Origin of the sequence: Faecalicoccus acidiformans, assembly GCF_014202635.1 — a bacterium.
GTDB classification, from domain to species: domain Bacteria; phylum Bacillota_I; class Bacilli_A; order Erysipelotrichales; family Erysipelotrichaceae; genus Faecalicoccus; species Faecalicoccus acidiformans.
Genome location: NZ_JACHHD010000004.1, coordinates 24,803 through 44,148, shown reverse-complemented (window position 1 = coordinate 44,148; position 19,346 = coordinate 24,803). Strand labels below are relative to the sequence as shown.

Genomic DNA, 19,346 nt, shown 5'->3' with positions numbered 1-19,346 from the left:
TATATCTTATAGTTATAACAGTGAGGATGATTTTTTATGGAATGGTTAACTTCAATAATTTACACTTTGATTGGCGTCGCTATTGGCGGGGCATTAGGGTTCTACTTCACTAAGAAAAGATTCGAAAAAGAGTTAAAGGAGAATCCACCAATCAATGAGAAAATGATTCGTGCCATGTTTTTGCAGATGGGACGTAAACCTAGCGAAGCGCAGATTCGCCAAATCATGAAATCCATTAATCAAAGTAGATAGCGGAAAACATTCCGCTTTTTATTTTGTCCCATTCACATTATGTAAGATTATGTGAATTGTTTGTGATTTAATTTGAGATTTATGGCAAATTATGGTTAAATATAGATATGTGTAGCCATGTATAATTATACTTATGAAGTTGTTCTATTTCATAAGCCCACACATTTAGTTTAGGAGGTATATATGGTAGGAATTATTCTTGCGAGTCATGGTGAATTTGCAGAAGGCATCTATAATTCCGGTTCTATGATCTTTGGTGACCAAGCCAATGTGAAGCCGTGTATTTTGAAGCCTAGCGAAGGACCAGAAGACATTCGCAAAAAAATGGAAGAAGCCATAGCTTCTTTCTCAGATCAGGAACAAGTATTGTTTCTCGTTGATCTCTGGGGCGGCACCCCTTTTAATCAAGCCAGCGCTTTAAAAGAAGGCCATGATAAGTGGGCAATCGTAACAGGTTTAAATTTACCTATGCTGATTGAAACTTATGCATCGCGTATGAGCATGGAAACTGCTCATGAAATTGCAGCCCATATTGTGACCACGGCCCGAGAGGGAGTTCGACCGCTTCCGGAAAACCTGGAACCGCATGAAGAATCGAACACTGCACCTGAAGACAGCGCTCCAAGTTTGCAGGCTATTCCTGAAGGAACCGTATTAGGAGATGGTCATATCAAATATGTTTTGGCTCGTGTAGATACTCGCTTGTTGCATGGACAAGTGGCTACGACTTGGACAAAATCGACTTCGCCTGATCGTATCATTGTAGTTTCTGATAGTGTTGCTCATGATGATTTGAGAAAGAACATGATCATTCAGGCTGCTCCTCCAGGCGTAAAAGCCCACGTGGTTCCGATTGATAAAATGATTGCGGTTGACAAAGATCCACGTTTTGGTGCGACCAAAGCTTTACTCTTATTTGAAACACCGCAGGATGCTCTACGTGCCATCAAAGGGGGAGTCGAGATCAAAAAATTGAATATTGGTTCAATGGCTCATTCGCAAGGTAAAGTTGCAGTTACAAAAGCCTTGGCCTTTGATAAAGATGATGTTCAAACAATCAAAGATTTAAAAAATCTGGGAGTCGAATTTGATGTTCGTAAAGTCCCGGCGGATAGTCCAGAAGATATGGATTCTATCATTAAGAGAGCCGAAGCAGAGCTTGTGTAGTTTATTGGGAGGATCACTATGAGTTTTATTACAGTTTTATTGATCGTGATCGTAGCCTTTTTAGCTGGCATGGAAGGGATCTTAGATGAGTTCCAGTTCCATCAGCCATTGGTTGCGTGTACATTAATTGGTTTAGTCAGCGGTCATTTAACAGAGGGTGTCATGCTGGCTGGAAGTCTTCAGTTGATGGCTTTGGGTTGGGCCAACGTCGGTGCCGCCGTTGCTCCGGATGCTGCTTTAGCGTCGGTAGCTTCAGCCATTATCATGGTATTGGGTCTTGATGGTTCTACAGCCGTGGATAGTGTAATTTCTACTTCGATCGCTGTTGCTGTTCCATTGTCAGTAGCTGGATTGTTCTTGACAATGATTTGTCGTACTTTGGCAATTCCTATTGTTCATATTATGGATGGCGGCGCTGAAAAGGGCAGCTTCAAAACAATAGAGATTTGGCAATACATTGCGATTGCTATGCAAGGCCTTCGTATCGCGATTCCTGCAGCAATTCTATGCTTTGTGCCTTCCAATGTGGTTACGACTGCATTGCAGGCAATGCCTACATGGCTGTCGAATGGAATGACTGTCGGCGGAGGTATGGTTGCTGCTGTAGGTTATGCTATGGTCATTAACATGATGGCGACAAAAGAAACTTGGCCATTCTTTGCTTTAGGTTTTGTTTTAGCTTGTATTGGAGAGTTAACCTTGATCGGACTTGGTGTCATCGGTGTAGCTTTAGCTTTGATCTATTTGACATTGAAAGAAAGCGGAGGATCTTCTTCTGGCGGTTCTTCCAATACAGGAGACCCACTAGGGGATATCTTGAATGATTACTAGGATCTAAAGGAGGAAAGAATATGGCTGAAAAAATTACTTTAAATAAAAGAGACCGTATGAAAGTTTGTTGGCGTCATCAGTTCCTTCAAGGGTCTTGGAACTATGAGCGTATGCAGAATGGCGGCTGGTGTTACTCTATCATTCCTGCAATCAAAAAACTATATCCAAAAAAAGAGGATCAAATCTCGGCCTTGAAGCGTCATATGGAGTTTTATAATACGCACCCTTATGTTTCTTCGCCTGTTATGGGTGTGACTCTTGCGATGGAAGAAGAGCGTGCGAATGGGGCACAAATTGACGATGTTGCGATTCAAGGTGTAAAGGTAGGTATGATGGGGCCTTTAGCCGGCGTTGGTGATCCGGCGTTCTGGTTTACCATGCGTCCAATTTTAGGCGCTTTAGGTGCTTCTTTTGCGATGAGCGGGAACATTTTAGGACCTATTTTATTCTTTGTTTTATGGAACGTAATACGTTATGCGTTTATGTGGTACACACAGGAATTTGGATATAAAGTTGGTACCTCAATCACAAAGGACCTTTCTGGCGGATTGTTAGGAAAGATTACGCAAGGTGCCAGCATCCTGGGTATGTTTATTATCGGGGCGTTGGTTCAGCGTTGGGTAAGCATCAGTTTGACACCGATTGTTTCTACTGTAAAAAATGATGCTGTTAATATCATAGATTTCAGCAAGTTCGATGGAACAGGTGAATCGTTGAAAACTATCTTACAACAATATGACAGCGGAATGTTTCTTTATGATACAACAAGCACTTCATTACAGGCAAACCTAGATTCTTTGATTCCAGGTCTTCTTGCTGTATGCCTGACATTATTTATTTGTTGGTTGTTGAAAAAGAATGTTTCTCCAATTGTTATCATTATCGGTTTATTTATCGTTGGTATCATTGGTGTATTATTAAAGATAATGTAAGGTTGTTGCAGGAACCTGTTCAAATACAGGTTCCTTTTTTAAAGGAGGATTCGTATGGTTCAATCAATGAATAGAAAAGTGGACTTAACGGTGAAAGGTACTTCCTATTTAGGCTTGACCAGCACTGGAAAAATCATGATCGGTGATCAAGCTTTTGAATATTATAATGATCGAAGAGTTGAAGATTTCATTCAAATCCCATGGAACCAAATCGATTATATAGCGGCATCGGTCTATTTTGGTCATTTTATTAATCGGTTCGCTATATTTACATATGAATCCGGTCATTTTTCTTTTTCCGCAGGAAAGCGAAATAAAGAACTTTTGCGAGCGATGCAGAAATACGTTCCTTCTGAAAAAATGCTTCGTTCTTTAGGATTCTTTACTGTCTTAAAGCGTGGAATAATGAATATTTTAACTCGAAAAAAGAGCTCTTAGATCAAGAGCTCTTTGATTTTAGAATGTCTAAGATCTGTGCCTGTAATGTTGTTTGTCGGATCCGTCTCTCTTTAAGTCGTATTTGTCTTTCAAATACTGACTTTTGTCCGATAATATAGAGTTGTTTTTTTGCTCGGGAAATTGCCGTATATATCAAACGTTTGTTTAACATATGAATATTTGTGCGATCGACTATGACGAGTACAGTATCGTATTCGCTCCCTTGGGATTTATGAACGCTAATACAATACGCATGTTTCAAATAGTATAAAAAATCCGTTTTGAAATCAACGATTCTATTTCCAAAATCAACGGAGATGCATTTTTCGTTTTTTGTTGATTTGACCTGAATGATATATCCGATATCTCCATTATATACATCCTCTTCGGGAAGATTTTTAAGTAACATGACTTTATCATTTTCACGAAATATGCTTGTAGCAACTTTGATCTCATTTTTCGAGGAATCATAAGGATTGAACTGAGCTTGTAAAACTTCATTGATAGCATCGATCCCAACAGCCCCTTTATACATACAGGAAAGAACTTGAAAGTGATCATGATCCAAATCTTCTGTAATCTTCTGTATTGTTGGAAGAATATCAGCAGTATCTTTTTCTAAAAAAGTAACGCCTTCCTGATAATGGCATAATTCTTCTTTACGAATATCCCTTGCCAAAGTAACGATTCCAGAGCCATTCTTTTGTCGAAAGATTTTTTCTAAATGTACAATAGGGAAAACAGCGCTTTCAATTAAATCTTGAAATACTTTTCCAGGGCCGACACTTTCTAACTGATCTTCGTCACCAATCAGCAAAATTCTGGTTTTAAAAGGCAAAGCTTTCAATAAACTACAAAAAAGATGTGTATCGACCATGCTGAACTCATCAACAATCAAAAAATCAATATCAAGCAAGTCTTCTTCATTTTTAGCGAATGTGTTATCCTCTTTATTCCATTTCAACAAAGAATGGATTGTCTTGCTGTCTCCGTAAGATAAATCACTCAGTCGTTTGCTGGCACGGCCAGTGGGAGCACAAAGCTGAATATTAGCATTCGCATAAAAGGTACGAATCAATTCCAGTATAGCTTTAACTGTCGTAGTCTTTCCGGTCCCAGGCCCGCCATTAAGCAAACTGATACTAGATCGAAAGAAAGTTTTGATTGCTTTAATTTGCTGTGTATCATAGGTGATTCCGAATCGAAATTCAATTTGTTCGAGTTCGCGCGACAAATCTTCTTCAAGGATGGTCTCAACCGGAAACTGATGTGCTTTTAAAAGACGGGATATTTCTTTTTCTTCATGGTAAAGACCAAATACGTAGATTCGATCCTCTACACGATCAAAGTCAGATATGTTCTGTAAACGGTTCAAACTTTCTTCTAGAGCTTGTGTCGAGTAGGAAGAACATTGATTGGCCAAGGTTATAAAATGTATGAATGTATTTCCGCTGGCCATAGTCAATTGACGCAATGTTTCATATATAAACGCATCAAATCGCCGAGGATCTGCAGACTGCAATTGGAGCCCATTTGCCAGTTTTATAGCAGACCGGTAACCAAAACCATAAATTTCATAGTAAGGTCTGAAACAATCTTCTTGAAGGATTGTTTGTGGATCTTCATAGTTCTGTTCCAATAATAGGATTTTATTCTGATCAAGTCCATATTCCATGCATTGATAATAAAAATCACTATGCTGATCAAAAGTGTGGATTCCCTCCATTAAGATTTGTTTCTTTTTTTGATTTAATCCTGGTACATCGTCCAGCTTTTCAGGACTGGTTTTTATGATGTCTAAACAATCTTCTCCTAATGTATCATAGATTGCTTGAGCTGTTTTTAAGCCGATGGTGGGGAAATCAGAGCTGCTTAAAAACCGAATGATTGAATCTTTGAATCTTGGCAGCAATTTATTGGCATATTGAATTTGAAATTGGAGGCCGTATTTTGGATGATTTGTATATTGTCCAACGAGTTCATATTCCTGATCTTCAATAGGATCGCTCAAAGAACCGGCGGCCACAAAATAATGGTATGTTTCAGTCTCAGAAAAAGAACCCACCACATAGTGGGTTTGTTCGTTTTGGTAAATAATATGTTCCAGCAATGCTTTGATCTTAATTGTTTCCAAATCGTTTCTCCTGATAGCTGTTTAAGATCTTGGTATTTAAATCTTCGTTGTCAATGTAGACTTCTTCAATGACACCGCCTCCCAAGCAAATATGATGATCGTAAAATACAGCTTCCTGTCCCACCGTAACCGATGCGATCTTTTGAGGGTAAGTGACCAGGACACTGTCATGCGAAATCAATTGAATCTGGACAGGCTGATCGGGCTGGCGATATCGAAATTTACAACCTACAGAGGTCGGAATTTGATAAGGATCAGGTACGAGCCAGTTGATTCCTTTTACTAAACAAGAATCAGAATAAAGCCATTGTTTATGATCTGTACGGCAAACAAACAATATATTCTTTTTTACATCTTTACCGCATACGAACCACGGACCTTTTTCTTGATCAATATGCAAGCCTTTTCTTTGTCCGATTGTGTAGTAAAGGACACCGATATGTCTGGCAAGTTTTTTTCCGGAGTCTATATCAATGATGTCTCCTTCCTGGCTTGGTAGATAATTGGATAAAAACTGGCGAAAATTTCGTTCTCCGATAAAACAAATTCCAGTGCTGTCCTTTTTTGAAGAAACACTGTCTAAATGAAGTTTTTGAGCGATTGCTCGTACTTCTGGCTTTGTGAGGGTACCAAGAGGGAAAAGAGTCTTTTTAAGTGCCTTTTCATTGATTTGACAAAGGAAATAAGTTTGATCCTTGTTTTGATCAGCCGCTTTCGTTAAATACATATAATCGTTTAATTCTTGGTTGGAACAATAATGGCCGGTAGCGACATAGTCAAAACCATTTTTCATGGCATATTCAAAAAAAGCATCAAATTTAATGTATTTATTACATAAAATATCGGGATTTGGTGTTCTGCCTTTTTCATATTCACTTAAAAAAGTCATGAAAACATCGTTCCAATATTCTTGAATAAAATCAATTCTCTGTAATTCGAGGCCCAGGTGATCAGCCACTGCTTTGGCATCTAAATAATCCTGTTCTTGAGGACAGATATCATCTTGGATCGTGGGATTTCCTTCGATATCGTTATTCGCATAGGAGTCCCAATTTCTCATAAAACAACATGTAACATCAAAACCTTGTTCTTTTAATAAATAAGCAGCTACTGCCGAATCGACACCACCACTAAGACCTACAAGCACTTTTTTCATAATTTAATTATAGACGAATCCAAAATGAATTCCTAGTTCCTTTCTTTTTGTATCGATATAAAAAAACCACAGCATAGCTGTGGAAATATTCAATGGTCCCCGAGGCCAGACTCGAACTGGCACGGTATCGCTACCGGTGGATTTTGAGTCCACTGCGTCTACCAATTTCACCACCCGGGGATGCTTTGTTATTATAGCGAATTCAAAATTAGAAATCAATACTTTTTTTAAAGCAATTCAACTTTCTTTTGAATAACCGCTCGAATAACTACTTGAATATATAAGGAATCTTTTTAAGGATCGGGAAGCCAAACAGAGCAATCAAAAAACCAGCTGCTGCTTGGATCACATTACCAGCTACACCCACTAATCCAAGCCAAAAACTTTGATTGACGATTGAGTCGGCCACTAAATAACCTGCTACCATAATAAATGACCCAAGAAGATAAGCAAGAATACGTATTTTAGAAGATTGATTATTTTTGATCAGATAAGAAACGATCAATCCTTCTAACCCTTTGATAGTAAGAGTGAAGAAAAAGTAAAAACCATAGCCACCGGCTATATCAGCTAAACCACTGCCTAACCCTCCAACTAAAAATGCAAAGACGGGATTTAAAATACTTGCGAACAGTAAAATAAAACCATCTCCGAGATTGAGATAACCATGTATGGTATTAGGGATCCGAATAAATATTGTAGCGACAAAGACAATCGCAATTCCTAGACTCGCAAAAATTATTTGTTTTAGATTTTGATGTTCAATCATGTTCATTCCTCATTTCTTGTCATTAGAATAATCGAAAAGTGTCTTTTATAAAATACACAATTATGATATTTTTTTAGAGGACAGTTTATGAAAAAGTATGAATTCGTTTATGAAAAGCTAAAACAAGATATTCTTGCAGGCTATTTAAAAAGAGGAGAGGTTTTGCCTAGTATCCGCCAATCAACAGAATTATTCGGAGTATCAAAAACAACGATCGAACATGCATATGATCGTCTAATTCTAGATGGCTATATCAAAAGTTTGCCGCAAAAGGGGTACGTTGTCGATATTAATCCACATCGATTGGCCCATTATCAAATGCAACCGGCTTCGAATGAAAATCAAGATATGCGGATAAAATATGATTTTCGTTTAAACTCTGTAAGTTTAGAGGCGTTTGATCTGAAGATCTGGAAACGATATATGAAAGAGGTGTTTCAAGATACCAAAGCAATGTCCACTTACGGAGATGCTCAAGGGGAAAAAAGATTGCGGTTTGCTTTAAGTGATTACGCTTACCATCAACGCGGTGTTTTATCCTCAGAGGAGAATATATTAGTCGGCTCAAGTTTTCAAACCCTTTTATATCAATTTTGTTCTTTATGTCCAAAATCTCTAACGATTGGAATGGAAGAACATGTAGACAGTCAGGTTCTTTATGTTTTTCGATCCTTTGGATTTAAGTGTGTATTATTTAATTCTTATTCTCTGATTGAAGATTTAGAGACCATAGAAGTCGATTTACTTTATATTAACAGTTCTTGTTTTGGTCCGGATTTCAGATATCTGGATCGAGAAACAAGAGACGCTCTGATCGATATCTCATATCGAAGGAAATTTTTGATCTTAGAGGATGATTACAATGGAGAGTTAAATTATCGATCGAAACCCCGCCATTCGTTACAAGGAGCTTCTCCCTATGATAATGTGATCTATTTTGGTTCTTTTTCCCGATTGCTATTGCCTTCTTTGCGGTTAAGTTACATGGTTTTAAACGGAGCGTATCTTCAACGATATCTGGCAAACAAGGAAAAATTCGGACCGACTTCTTCTAAATTTGAACAGCAGGCTTTAGCTCGTTATTTGGAAGATGGTCACATGGAGAAGCATTTGCGAAAATTAAAAAAAGAATATGCATTCAAGGAACAAATTACTCGACGTATTTTAGAAAAAAACTTTTCGAATTTGATTTTTAAAGAGGTTTATTTTTGTTATTGTATCCAAATACCACATATTGATCCAAACGCTTTGATGAAGACATGCTGCTGGCAGGAAATAGCTTTAGATCCTATCGAAAATCAAACACTATCATTGTCTTTTGCGTCTCTAAAACAAAATGATTTAATAGAGGGGCTTGGGCTACTTGTCAAAATATTAAAAAGATGATAACATTCATTCGTCTGATGTTGAAAAAGATAAGTAGAAGAGGATCAGGACATTGAGAGACGAGGCGGTAGGTGCAAGCCTTGCAGCGAGAATCTTTGAAGCTACTTTGGAGTCGGCCGCAATCAGCGTTAACGATCAATTAAGTGCGTTTTCAATGAAAACGAACTAGGATGGTACCGCGTAATTTTACGTTCCTAGAGATAGGAACGTTTTTTTAATTTCTACAAGGAGGAATGATCATGCGTGAATTAACAGGAAATCAAGTTCGTCAGATGTTTTTGGATTTCTTTAAAAGCAAAGGGCATATGATCGAACCAGGAGCAAGTTTGATCCCCAATAACGACCCTACTTTATTATGGATCAATGCCGGTGTTGCTGCTTTAAAAAAGTATTTTGATGGAAGTGAGAAGCCAAGAAGCAATCGAATTGCCAATGCGCAAAAAAGTATTCGAACAAACGATATTGAAAATGTGGGAAAAACAGCCAGACATCATACTTTTTTTGAAATGTTGGGAAATTTTAGTATCGGAGATTACTTCAAAGAAGAAGCCATTCCGTTTGCTTGGGAGTTTTTGACTAGTGATGAATGGATGGGAATCGATAAGAATCGCCTCTATGTTTCCGTATATACTGATGATGATGATGCTTATCGAATCTGGACTGAAAAATGCGGGGTGGATCCAAGCCATATTTTAAGAACCATGGATAATTTTTGGGAGATCGGGAAAGGCCCTGGCGGACCAGATTCTGAAGTCTTTTTTGATAGAGGTCCAAAATATGATCCAGATGGTTTAGGAGAACGACTGTTTTTTGAAGAATTAGAAAATGATCGTTATGTTGAAGTTTGGAATATTGTTTTCTCACAATATGACTGTGATCCTTCGATTGATCGTAAAGATTATCCAGAACTTCCACAAAAGAACATCGATACTGGTATGGGGCTGGAACGTTTAGTAGCTTTGATTCAGGATGGCGAGACAAATTTTGATACAGATCTTTTCTTGCCAATCATTCATGCGACGGAAAAGCTTGCCAAACACCCTTATGATGGGGAATATAAAATGGCATATCGAGTTATTGCGGACCATATCCGTACGGTTACTTTTGCTTTGAGCGATGGAGCAAATTTCTCTAATAGCGGACGTGGTTATGTATTACGTCGAGTGTTACGCCGCGCTGTTCGTTATGGATTAAAACTTGGTTTAGAGGAATCTTTCTTGTATCGCTTGGTTCCAGTCGTAGCTGATACGATGCAGGATTTTTATCCTTACTTACAGGAACATGTGCAGTTGAATCAAAAACTGATTCGAATTGAAGAAGATACATTCAAGAAAACACTAAAAAACGGACAAGCATTACTGGATGATGAAATAAATAAGGCAACAGATGGAACCTTGTCCGGGGAAGTTGTATTCCGCCTTTATGATACATATGGTTTTCCATTTGAACTGACACAGGAAATTGCGCAGGAAAGTGGCTTGTCTGTCTCGCGTGAAGCTTTCGACGAACAAATGAAAAAACAAAAAGAAAGAGCACGGAATGCACGAAATACAAAAGAATCCTTCTCGTCTCAACATCAGGACCTTATGAATTTTACCGATTCAAGTACATATATAGGCTATGATCATCTGTCAACAGAGGGTAAAGTCATAGGACTATTTAAAGATGGCAATCGCGTTGATTCTATCATGGATGAAGGCGACATCATTTTAGATCAAACTTGTTTCTATGCGGAAAGCGGCGGACAAGTCGCTGATACTGGAATCGTAGAATCAGATGGTTTTAAAGGGCGAGTGACAGATGTTCAAAAAGCTCCTAATGCACAGCCTTTGATTCATGTTGTTATTGAGGATGGATCTTTAAATGAAGGAATGCGATTGTCACAACATGTTGACAGTCAACGTCGTGAGGCCATCACTGCAAATCATTCATGTACACATTTGCTCCAAAGTGCTCTGAAGCAAGTGGTTGGTGATCACATCTCTCAAGCAGGTTCCTACGTTTGTGATGAATACTTGCGTTTTGATTTCAATCATTATGAAAAGGTAACTCCCGATCAGCTGGAACAAGTTGAGAAACTGGTCAATCAATATATTCAAGCTGGTTATCCGGTTACAAAAGAAGTTATGGATATTGAGGAAGCACGTCAATCTGGTGCTACTGCTTTATTTAATGAGAAGTATGGAGACCGTGTTCGCGTAGTGACAATGGGATCGGTTTCTAAAGAGTTCTGTGGAGGCTGTCATGTGGACAATACGGAGCAGATTGGTTTGTGTAAGATTGTCAGCGAAGAAAGCATTGGTTCGGACATCCGTCGTATAACCGCAAAGACACGTATGGAAGCGTATAAGGATTTTGTGTTGGAACATAAGATGCTTGAAAATATTGCAGCTATCGCAAAACAAAAAAGCATCAAAAAACTTGACCAAAAGATGGAATCTTTCTTTGAACAAAATAAATTACTTCAAAAGGAAAATGAAAATTTAAAAAATCAAATTTTGGCTTTGAAATCTAAAGAATGGCTGCAAGACGCCAAAGAGGTCAATGATTATAAAGTGCTGATTCGAAAAGTTTCGAATATGGATGGAAAGTCTTTAAAAGAGATCGTATCCAATCTTAAGAGTCAAGATCCGGATCTAATTTGTTTCTTTGCCAGCGTGAACGATGATAAACTTGTCTTCGTTTGTGGTGCAGGAAAAAATGCAATAGCGAAAGGAATTCATTCCGGAAATCTTGTCAAAATGGCATCTCAGATCTGTCACGGAAACGGCGGTGGAAAACCAGACCTGGCCCAAGCCGGAGGAAAGGATGTTTCTAAGCTAGATGAGGCGATAGAAGCGATAAAAAATAGTCTGAATTAATCGAAAAGTGGGGATTGTTAGTAAAATCCCCGCTTTTTTTATCTTTATGCAAAGTGTTTCTTTTTTTAATTGTTTCATGTATAATACGTATAGCCAAGGAGTGTGATAGTATGAAAGACATTACGGAAACTATGACATTTACCACGGAAGAAATACGCCGTGAAAACATCAAGTCTATTTTGCGAGAAGTAAGTGAAGCATTGGACGAAAGAGGATACAATTCAGTCAATCAGATTGCTGGTTATCTGATCAGTAATGATCCAGCGTATATTTCTTCACACAAGAATGCGAGAAATTTGATTCAGCGTATTGAACGGTACGAGATTATTGAAGAACTTGTCCGTGCCTATCTGGAAAAATAATGGCTCGTGTCATTGGCTTAGACCTTGGAAGTGTAACATGCGGGGTTGCAATTAGCGACGCTACCGGTACGGTTGCTCGAACTTTAAAAACAATTCGTTTCCCCCAGGATGATTATGACCTTTGTTTTGACCAGGTTCTATCTTTATTGGAAGAGTATGAAATAAAGAAAGTTGTTCTTGGTCTTCCTAAGCACATGAATGGAGATATTGGAGAACGTGCTCAGATCTCGATTCAGTTCGCGGATGAATTAGAAAAAGAGGGTTATGAAGTTACACTCTGGGATGAACGGTTAACAACCGTCAGCGCGACTCGAATCTTGTTAGAAGGGGATGTTTCGAGAAAAAAGCGCAAAAAAGTAATTGATCAGCTCGCAGCGGTTGAGATTTTACAAGGATTTTTAGATCGAGAAAATGGGGGTTTTTGATCAACCCTATTTTTTTTGCCAAGAAAGGAACCAAAATTATGTTAGATTCAAATTGCCTTTATGTACAAGATGAAAATGGAAATGAAAAAAAGATGACAATTCTTTTTACTTTTGACAGTGATGACTATCAGAAACAGTATGTGGTGTTTCAGGATGCTGATCACGATTCAGAAGAAGTTTACGCTTCTTGTTATGATGACAAAGGGAATCTCTTTCCTATTGAGTCGGATGAAGAATGGAGTATGGTCGAAGAAGTGATCAATACTTTTGTAGAGGATGAGGAAAATGCCTAAAAAAATAAAGAAGACCTCAAGAGGGAAGCGCATTCTTATCTTGGTTCTTTCAATTCTGATTTTGGCAATTGCCGGTACCGGAGTGTTTGTCTGGCAAAGTTTGGGGGCAACCGGGAATGGCTCTACAACAATTGATTTTGAGATAGAAGAGGGCGAAACATTTGATTCTGTCTTATCGAATTTAAAAGAGGAAGGTTTGATCTCTTCTGTTCAAATCGTTGATCTTTATGCAAAACTGACTTCTCATGATCAATATTTTGCCGGTACTTTTGAGCTTAATGATGGAATGAGTGTTTCCGAACTTTTAGAAACGATAGCTGATGAGACCAAAGTTTTACGCGAATCGGTTACTTTAACGATTCCGGAGGGTACTTGGGCAAAAGAAATCGCCGCATCGATTTCTGAATTATTTCCTCAATATACACAAAGCGATATTTTAGCGCAATGGAACGATTTAGACTATTTAAGCGAATTGGCAGCTGACTATTCTTTTTTAAATTTGGAAGACTTAAGTAATTCAGAATATAACGTTGCATTAGAAGGCTATTTATTTCCTGAAACGTATTTTTTAGACATGAATAGTGATTTGGATACCATTACAAGAACATTACTGGATCAATTTGGTAAAATCTATGAAGAACATCAAAGTGAATTTGAATCCAGTGAGTATTCTGTTCATGAACTTGTCACCCTTGCAAGCATCGTCCAGTTTGAAGCTGGTTCCGTCAGAGATATGCCGACCATTGCGGGAGTTTTTTATAATCGATTAAGGGATCAGATGAATCTTGAATCTAGTGTAACAGTTTGCTATGCCCTATATGATGAATTTGATGATCCGAAAGATTGTGAGACAAGAACAGATATTGAATCGCCCTACAATACATATTTAAATTCAGGCCTGCCTATTGGCCCTATATTAAATCCGGGCGAAGATGCTCTAGTGGCAGTTTTAGAACCTGAGACCTCAGATTATTATTTCTTTGCGGCAGATATCAATGGCGATGGTACGGTTCATTATTCGAAAACCTATGAGGAACATCTTGCGATATGTGAGGAACTCGGCTTGATCCTGAATTAAACATTGAAAAAATCAATGTGTATGCTATAATCACAATGCAATTAAATAAGAAGGTGAGTATATGGAAAACGATAAATTTTATGTCACACAAGAGGGATATAACGATCTAGTCAAAGAACATGAGGATTTAGTGCAGAATGTCCGCCAGCAAGTCATTGCTGAATTGCAGGAGGCCCGCGCACAGGGAGACCTTTCTGAAAATGCGGATTATGATGCTGCTCGAGAACATCAGGCACAGGTCGAAGCCCGTATTCGCGAGTTAGAAGCCATGATTAAAAATGCTGAGATCATCGAAGAATCCGATGGCAAACGCAAAACAAGCAAAAACGCTGTCGTAAAATTAGGCTCCATCGTTACTTTAGAGGATTTGTCAGATCATACAGAGAATACATTTTCTATTGTCGGATCTATTGAAGCAGATCCGTTAAATGGAAAATTGTCGAACAACACTCCGTTGGCCGAAGCGATCATGGATCATAAGGTAGACGAAATCGTAACTGTAACGCGTGTAGAAGAACCATACAAAGTTAAAATTTTAATGATCAAATAAACAAGTTTATCGTATTTAAGAAGGGTGATGTTTATGTTTAAGCGTACTCTTCTTTTTATTATGGGACTCTCTTTGATTTGCTTTGCGTATTATGGCCGTTATCAACCAGTTTCTCTCGATCTTGTTAAGCCTTCTACTAAAGAAGTGGAGGTAAAAGGAGAAGTAAAAAATCCAGGTATTGTAACTTTGAAGTGGGAAGGAACAGCCGAAGATGCGATTGAGCAAGCAGGTGGATTGACGAATAATGCGGATATCCAATCTATTTCATTGATAGAACAGTTGTCACCAGATACGGTCTTGATCATCCCCTCTATTCAGGATGCCAAAGATCTAGTGTCTATCAATAGTGCTTCTCTAGATGAATTAGACACGCTTCCTGGAGTAGGCCCTTCTATAGCTCAAAGGATCATTGATTATCGAAAAGAACAACCATTTCGTTCACTAGAAGATTTGAAAGACGTGAAAGGTATTGGAGATAAAACTTTTGAAAAATTGAAAGAACAGATTTCTTTATGAAAAAAATGTTTTTTTTAATTGTACTAGGTTGTTGGGCTTCATTGATCATCGGTGACCCTTTTTTAGATTTGATCTGGATATTTCTTTATGTGCCAGTTTTGGCGGGATGTTCTAAAAGAGTCGTATGGCTTTTCATTTGGGGGATTTTCAGCCTGTTTTTTTTGGTTTTAGATCATGAATCGCCTGTAACGCCAAAAGAGGGAGAATATACCATTTATCAAATCAGAGAGAATTATGTATTGGCACAAAATCAAAATATTAAAGTCATTGTTTATGGGATCGATGATCCTATGTTTTATGATGTGATTTATCTTTCAGAGTTTGAAAAAGTACACTCATTAAAAAACCTTTCGTTATTCTCTTTTGAGGATTACTTAAAAGAAGACAATATATTTTTTCAGTCGAATGCTGATCAAACCTCACTTGTAAGAAGACAACAGTCTTTAAAAGGGGATATTTATGATTATTTTTCCAAAAAAGATCCTTATTGGAAAATGACCCTTTATGGTATTTATAATGATTCGCTGCCAGAATTGATGAGTCGACTTTCTTTACCGGTTGTCGGACTGGTTTCGATCGTAGAAAAACATTTACGAAGATGGCGTGCACATTTATATTTTGTATACGGATTTAGTTTTCTTCTTTTGATCTTATGGGGATCTCTGTTTGTGTTTACCACCTCTATTTTACGAATGGCTTGCCATCGTTTTTCAAAGATCTTTTTGAAAGATTGGCAAGTGCAATTTATTGTAAGTACTTTTGTTTTTTTTGTCCTAATGCCCGAGAAAGCTTCTTCGTTTGCGTTTGTGCTTCCTACTGCAATGAACCTGATCTATCATCTTTGTTCTGATACTGGAACTCGTTATTTAATTGAAAAAAGTGTTTTATGTGGGCTTCAATATTTATATTTTCATGAGGTTGATTTTATCGTTTTGATTTTCTTTGGCCTTTTAAGAAAGTCATCAGGGATCTTTTTCATTTTTTCGTTGATATTATTGGGTTTGAATGTAGATTTGTTTGTAATCTGGAGTAATTTCTTAGATTTTGTTCCGCAATTGATATGGCTTTATGATGCAGGTTTTGTCTATGTAGCTGCGTTTATTTTACTTTTATTTGGAATATATAGAGCAGAATCAATATTAAGGAAAATTATATATGCATCTATATTAGCATTTATCCCTTTTATCTTGCCTTTTTTAGATTGTCGTTTTTGTGTTACGGTTTTTGATATCGGACAAGGAGACTGCACCCTGATTACCGAACCATTCCATAAAAGTGCAGTTATGATTGACTGTGGTCAAAATTTATATCGCGACAATATGGAGGAAATCGTTTTGCCATATTTAGAGTTAAAGCATATTAAGCAATTGGATTGTCTTATTTTAACGCATGATGATTTTGATCATAGCGGAGGTGTGGATTCTTTAAAAAAAAATATTAAAATCAATAAAATAATTCAATCGTCCGATGAGACAATTCCAGTAGAATATCCGTTTTATTCTTTGTTAGTCAACAGACAAACAAAAGATGAAAATGATAAAAGCATCATCAGCTATTTTTCTTATGATGGTTTTGATTATTTATGGATGGGTGATGCTTCTGTGGATGTTGAAGAACAATTGATCCATGCTTATCCTCAACTAAACTGTAATGTTCTAAAAGCAGGTCATCATGGGTCGCGTACCAGTAGTTCTTATTCTTTTTTGAATCGAGTAGAACCCAAACTCGCTTTAATATCGGTTGGTTATCAAAATCGATATGGTCATCCGGACATAGAGGTATTAAAGAATATGCAGACATTAGGTATTTCAAATTTAAGAACAAGCGATGTAGGAATGATACAGATCCAATCCTTTCGTGGACTATGTGTTTTTCAGACAGGAACGAATATCTTTGGTATAATACAAAAGTAGAAAAGAGGGTATGATGATTTGTCTTATATATGGTGAAGATGTTAGCCGTATTCAACAAAAAATCTGTTCGTTAAAAAAGAAATACAATATTGATACTGTGGTACATTATGATGCTTCTCGTGATTCTCAAGAGGATGTGTTGATGGAGATGGATTCTTTCTCCATATTTGATGAAAAGAAGATGATCGTTGTAGAACAATGTACTTTCTTATCTTCAAAAAATACAACCAAATATGAAATTTCTCCCTTCTTGGAAAGGGCAGAAGATCAATCGACGATTCTTATTCTTATCTATCATGGAGCTAAATTGGACCAACGAAAAAAACTGGTGAAAGAATTGATCCAAAAAAGTACAGTCTATGCTTGCATTTCCTTGGATGATCAGAGTCAGAGAACTCTGATCCATGAATATCTCAAAAAAGAAAATCTAGTCATGGAACCTCAAGCATTTTCTTGGTTCAGCTCTCATATAGGGATGGATACGTTGCGAATTGAATCGGAAATCAGAAAATTGAAAACATATGCTGATTATGTCAGATTGGAGGATGTAAAAGCACTGATTCAGCCAGAGCCTGTCAATGATGTATTTAAGATGGTCGATGCTTTGTTTCAACGGAATGCAATTCGTTTCCTGGCGTTTTATCGAAATTTTCGCAACCAAAATATGGAGCCTCTAGCTATACTTGGTCTTCTTGCATCACAAGTTCGTTTTTTATTTCAGGTTCGTGTTTGTATGGACGAAGGAATGGATCAAAATCAAATCGCCAACCAATTAAAAGCACATCCGTATCGCATAAAATTAAATATGGAAAAAGCGCAATCATTCCATAGCGAAGAATTGTTAGATACGTTGAATTTACTGGCAAATCTGGATCAAGATATAAAAATGGGAAAAATTGATAAAGATCAAGGATTCGAAAATTTTATTCTAAACCAAATATAAAAAAAGTTTCCAACCGGAAACTTTTTTTACTTCATATTATTAATAGCTGCAGCAAGACGTGATTTCTGTCGGCTTGCATAGTTCTTATGATGAACTCCTTTAGCGACAGCTTTATCCAATTTTGAAGAGCATTCGTTATAAGCTGCGATAGCAGCTTCTTTATCGTTGGCATCAACGGCAGCTAAAACTTTCTTAATGGAAGTTTTCAGTGCACTTTTCTTGGATACAACTAATTTGTGCGCTTTGTTATTGGTTTTAACACGTTTCTTTTGCGATTTAATTTGTGGCATGGCTTGCACCTCCTGACTTAAATTGCTTTTGAATTATAACAAAATATCTTTTCCAATGCAACACAAGTTCTAAAAAATAGGGTATAATAGCTCAGGACTGGAGGAAATGCTATGAAACAAGTTCGAACAGTTTTTATGGGAACCCCTAAGATTGCCAAAACTCTTTTAGAAAATATATTACAAGCAGGAATTTCAATCGATCTAGTTGTAACACAGCCAGATCGTAAAGTGGGAAGAAAACAACAAGTAGTTTATTCACCAGTTAAAGAATGTGCACTGGATAACGCGATACCTGTTTTTCAACCACAAAAAATCAAAGAAGATTTTGATCCTATATTAAAGATACAACCCGATTTGATCATCACTTGTGCTTATGGACAAATAGTCCCAGAAGAAGTTTTGAATGCTCCGCGGTTTGGATGTGTGAATCTTCACGGTTCGCTTTTGCCCAAATATCGAGGAGCGGCCCCTATCCAAAGAGCAGTCTGGAACCAAGATAAAGAATCCGGTATGAGTTTGATGAAGATGGTGTCTGAGATGGATGCGGGTCCGGTTTTTTCTGAGGAGAGAATTTTACTTGATGAAGAAGAAACCACAAGCTCTTTATTTGATAAAATGGCAGATGCTGCCAGCCGTCTTCTGATTCGCGATTTCGACAAGATTTGTAGAGAAGATGCTTCTTATACTGAACAAGATAAAACCTTGGTTACTTATGCAAAGAAGATTTCAAAAGATGATGAGAGAATAGATTTATCCAGATCAGATCAGGAGATTTTTGCTCAAATACGTGCTCTTTCCCTGGAACCAGGGGGGTATGTGTTTATAAAGAAACGAAAATTTAAAATATTAGAAGCTCATTATCATGACCACTCGATTTCGAAACCATTATCTTTTCTTGGAAAGTATAAGAATGGATATGGTCTTGCCTTGCACAATGGTGTTCTTGAAATCGTTCGCTGCCAAATGGAAGGAAAACCTGTTGTATCAGGCAGTGATTTTGCGAACGGACAAGGCCGGTCTTTGATTGATATGACTTGTGAATAGAGGTGA

Annotated in this window: 20 protein-coding genes, 1 tRNA gene and 1 other annotated feature; of the genes, 16 read left to right on the top strand and 5 right to left on the bottom strand. The window is 37.5% G+C overall.

Features of this window, described 5'->3' with window-relative positions; genetic code table 11:
* Positions 1–36: 36 nt before the first annotated feature.
* The 5 genes from HNQ43_RS02720 (at position 37) to HNQ43_RS02700 (ending at position 3,620) form a co-directional block, all read left to right on the top strand.
* Positions 37–252: a YneF family protein gene (locus HNQ43_RS02720; protein ID WP_183374537.1), complete on the top strand. Its 216-nt coding sequence runs from the start codon at positions 37–39 to the stop codon at positions 250–252.
* Positions 253–435: 183 nt separating this feature from the next.
* A complete protein-coding gene (locus HNQ43_RS02715) occupies positions 436–1,419 on the top strand; it encodes a PTS sugar transporter subunit IIB (RefSeq protein WP_183374535.1) in 984 nt (327 codons plus the stop codon).
* 18 nt (positions 1,420–1,437) lie between these two features.
* Positions 1,438–2,250: a PTS mannose/fructose/sorbose transporter subunit IIC gene (locus HNQ43_RS02710; protein WP_183374533.1), complete on the top strand. Its 813-nt coding sequence runs from the start codon at positions 1,438–1,440 to the stop codon at positions 2,248–2,250.
* A gap of 20 nt (positions 2,251–2,270) precedes the next feature.
* Complete coding sequence (locus HNQ43_RS02705; protein WP_183374531.1) at positions 2,271–3,182, top strand: PTS system mannose/fructose/sorbose family transporter subunit IID; 912 nt, start codon at positions 2,271–2,273, stop codon at positions 3,180–3,182.
* 54 nt (positions 3,183–3,236) lie between these two features.
* A complete protein-coding gene (locus HNQ43_RS02700; protein ID WP_183374529.1) occupies positions 3,237–3,620 on the top strand; it encodes a DUF956 family protein in 384 nt (127 codons plus the stop codon).
* Position 3,621: 1 nt separating this feature from the next.
* Here the strand turns inward: HNQ43_RS02700 and recD2 are convergent, their stop codons facing one another.
* The 4 genes from recD2 to HNQ43_RS02680 form a co-directional block, all read right to left on the bottom strand.
* Complete coding sequence (recD2, locus tag HNQ43_RS02695) at positions 3,622–5,754, bottom strand: SF1B family DNA helicase RecD2 (protein WP_183374527.1); 2,133 nt, start codon at positions 5,752–5,754, stop codon at positions 3,622–3,624.
* Positions 5,741–6,910: a tRNA 2-thiouridine(34) synthase MnmA gene (gene mnmA / locus HNQ43_RS02690; RefSeq protein ID WP_221247979.1), complete on the bottom strand. Its 1,170-nt coding sequence runs from the start codon at positions 6,908–6,910 to the stop codon at positions 5,741–5,743. The genes recD2 and mnmA overlap by 14 nt, the downstream gene beginning before the upstream one ends.
* Before the next feature lie 93 nt (positions 6,911–7,003).
* A tRNA-Leu gene (locus HNQ43_RS02685) sits at positions 7,004–7,090 on the bottom strand.
* Between the two features lie 88 nt (positions 7,091–7,178).
* A complete protein-coding gene (locus HNQ43_RS02680) occupies positions 7,179–7,679 on the bottom strand; it encodes an ECF transporter S component (protein ID WP_183374525.1) in 501 nt (166 codons plus the stop codon).
* A gap of 87 nt (positions 7,680–7,766) precedes the next feature.
* Here HNQ43_RS02680 and HNQ43_RS02675 point away from each other — a divergent pair, with 87 nt between their 5' ends.
* The 10 genes from HNQ43_RS02675 to holA all read left to right on the top strand — a co-directional run bounded on the left by HNQ43_RS02675 (position 7,767) and on the right by holA (position 18,006).
* Positions 7,767–9,065 carry an aminotransferase-like domain-containing protein gene (locus tag HNQ43_RS02675; protein ID WP_183374523.1) on the top strand — a complete coding sequence of 433 codons (1,299 nt, stop codon included), beginning with the start codon at positions 7,767–7,769 and terminating at the stop codon, positions 9,063–9,065.
* Positions 9,066–9,076: 11 nt separating this feature from the next.
* Positions 9,077–9,264, top strand: a binding site (T-box leader).
* A gap of 40 nt (positions 9,265–9,304) precedes the next feature.
* Positions 9,305–11,926 carry an alanine--tRNA ligase gene (gene alaS / locus HNQ43_RS02670; protein WP_183374521.1) on the top strand — a complete coding sequence of 874 codons (2,622 nt, stop codon included), beginning with the start codon at positions 9,305–9,307 and terminating at the stop codon, positions 11,924–11,926.
* A 110-nt stretch (positions 11,927–12,036) separates the two neighbouring features.
* Positions 12,037–12,288: an IreB family regulatory phosphoprotein gene (locus HNQ43_RS02665; RefSeq protein WP_183374519.1), complete on the top strand. Its 252-nt coding sequence runs from the start codon at positions 12,037–12,039 to the stop codon at positions 12,286–12,288.
* The gene (gene ruvX / locus HNQ43_RS02660) at positions 12,288–12,713 is read left to right on the top strand and encodes a Holliday junction resolvase RuvX (RefSeq protein WP_183374517.1); all 426 of its coding nucleotides are present in this window, start codon (positions 12,288–12,290) and stop codon (positions 12,711–12,713) included. The genes HNQ43_RS02665 and ruvX overlap by 1 nt, the downstream gene beginning before the upstream one ends.
* 38 nt (positions 12,714–12,751) lie before the next feature.
* Entirely contained in the window at positions 12,752–13,006 is a 255-nt protein-coding gene (locus HNQ43_RS02655) for a DUF1292 domain-containing protein (RefSeq protein WP_183374515.1), read from the top strand.
* A complete protein-coding gene (mltG, locus tag HNQ43_RS02650; protein ID WP_183374513.1) occupies positions 12,999–14,084 on the top strand; it encodes an endolytic transglycosylase MltG in 1,086 nt (361 codons plus the stop codon). The genes HNQ43_RS02655 and mltG overlap by 8 nt, the downstream gene beginning before the upstream one ends.
* A 61-nt stretch (positions 14,085–14,145) precedes the next feature.
* Positions 14,146–14,634 (top strand): transcription elongation factor GreA, encoded by a 489-nt coding sequence (greA, locus tag HNQ43_RS02645; RefSeq protein WP_183374511.1) that lies wholly within the window; start codon positions 14,146–14,148, stop codon positions 14,632–14,634.
* 33 nt (positions 14,635–14,667) lie between these two features.
* On the top strand, positions 14,668–15,150 hold the full coding sequence (locus tag HNQ43_RS02640; RefSeq protein WP_244957025.1) for a ComEA family DNA-binding protein: 483 nt from the start codon (positions 14,668–14,670) through the stop codon (positions 15,148–15,150).
* Positions 15,147–17,063 (top strand): ComEC/Rec2 family competence protein, encoded by a 1,917-nt coding sequence (locus tag HNQ43_RS02635; RefSeq protein WP_183374509.1) that lies wholly within the window; start codon positions 15,147–15,149, stop codon positions 17,061–17,063. The genes HNQ43_RS02640 and HNQ43_RS02635 overlap by 4 nt, the downstream gene beginning before the upstream one ends.
* A gap of 10 nt (positions 17,064–17,073) precedes the next feature.
* Positions 17,074–18,006, top strand: a complete 933-nt coding sequence (gene holA / locus HNQ43_RS02630) for a DNA polymerase III subunit delta (RefSeq protein ID WP_183374507.1) — start codon at positions 17,074–17,076, stop codon at positions 18,004–18,006.
* 26 nt (positions 18,007–18,032) lie between these two features.
* On the opposite strand, the gene rpsT is transcribed toward holA, so the two are convergent.
* On the bottom strand, positions 18,033–18,296 hold the full coding sequence (rpsT, locus tag HNQ43_RS02625; RefSeq protein WP_183374505.1) for a 30S ribosomal protein S20: 264 nt from the start codon (positions 18,294–18,296) through the stop codon (positions 18,033–18,035).
* A 111-nt stretch (positions 18,297–18,407) separates the two neighbouring features.
* Here rpsT and fmt point away from each other — a divergent pair, with 111 nt between their 5' ends.
* On the top strand, positions 18,408–19,340 hold the full coding sequence (gene fmt / locus HNQ43_RS02620) for a methionyl-tRNA formyltransferase (RefSeq protein ID WP_183374503.1): 933 nt from the start codon (positions 18,408–18,410) through the stop codon (positions 19,338–19,340).
* Positions 19,341–19,346: the final 6 nt, after the last annotated feature.

Excerpts from the sequence above, each read along its gene's own strand:
- HNQ43_RS02720 (WP_183374537.1), top strand. The coding sequence starts at position 37 with ATGGAATGGTTAACTTCAATAATTTACACTTTGATTGGCGTCGCTATT.
- HNQ43_RS02715 (WP_183374535.1), top strand. The coding sequence starts at position 436 with ATGGTAGGAATTATTCTTGCGAGTCATGGTGAATTTGCAGAAGGCATC.
- HNQ43_RS02710 (WP_183374533.1), top strand. The coding sequence starts at position 1,438 with ATGAGTTTTATTACAGTTTTATTGATCGTGATCGTAGCCTTTTTAGCT.
- HNQ43_RS02705 (WP_183374531.1), top strand. The coding sequence starts at position 2,271 with ATGGCTGAAAAAATTACTTTAAATAAAAGAGACCGTATGAAAGTTTGT.
- HNQ43_RS02700 (WP_183374529.1), top strand. The coding sequence starts at position 3,237 with ATGGTTCAATCAATGAATAGAAAAGTGGACTTAACGGTGAAAGGTACT.
- mnmA (WP_221247979.1), bottom strand. The coding sequence starts at position 6,910 with ATGAAAAAAGTGCTTGTAGGTCTTAGTGGTGGTGTCGATTCGGCAGTA.
- HNQ43_RS02680 (WP_183374525.1), bottom strand. The coding sequence starts at position 7,679 with ATGATTGAACATCAAAATCTAAAACAAATAATTTTTGCGAGTCTAGGA.
- HNQ43_RS02675 (WP_183374523.1), top strand. The coding sequence starts at position 7,767 with ATGAAAAAGTATGAATTCGTTTATGAAAAGCTAAAACAAGATATTCTT.
- alaS (WP_183374521.1), top strand. The coding sequence starts at position 9,305 with ATGCGTGAATTAACAGGAAATCAAGTTCGTCAGATGTTTTTGGATTTC.
- HNQ43_RS02665 (WP_183374519.1), top strand. The coding sequence starts at position 12,037 with ATGAAAGACATTACGGAAACTATGACATTTACCACGGAAGAAATACGC.
- ruvX (WP_183374517.1), top strand. The coding sequence starts at position 12,288 with ATGGCTCGTGTCATTGGCTTAGACCTTGGAAGTGTAACATGCGGGGTT.
- HNQ43_RS02655 (WP_183374515.1), top strand. The coding sequence starts at position 12,752 with ATGTTAGATTCAAATTGCCTTTATGTACAAGATGAAAATGGAAATGAA.
- mltG (WP_183374513.1), top strand. The coding sequence starts at position 12,999 with ATGCCTAAAAAAATAAAGAAGACCTCAAGAGGGAAGCGCATTCTTATC.
- greA (WP_183374511.1), top strand. The coding sequence starts at position 14,146 with ATGGAAAACGATAAATTTTATGTCACACAAGAGGGATATAACGATCTA.
- HNQ43_RS02640 (WP_244957025.1), top strand. The coding sequence starts at position 14,668 with ATGTTTAAGCGTACTCTTCTTTTTATTATGGGACTCTCTTTGATTTGC.
- HNQ43_RS02635 (WP_183374509.1), top strand. The coding sequence starts at position 15,147 with ATGAAAAAAATGTTTTTTTTAATTGTACTAGGTTGTTGGGCTTCATTG.
- holA (WP_183374507.1), top strand. The coding sequence starts at position 17,074 with ATGATGATTTGTCTTATATATGGTGAAGATGTTAGCCGTATTCAACAA.
- rpsT (WP_183374505.1), bottom strand. The coding sequence starts at position 18,296 with ATGCCACAAATTAAATCGCAAAAGAAACGTGTTAAAACCAATAACAAA.
- fmt (WP_183374503.1), top strand. The coding sequence starts at position 18,408 with ATGAAACAAGTTCGAACAGTTTTTATGGGAACCCCTAAGATTGCCAAA.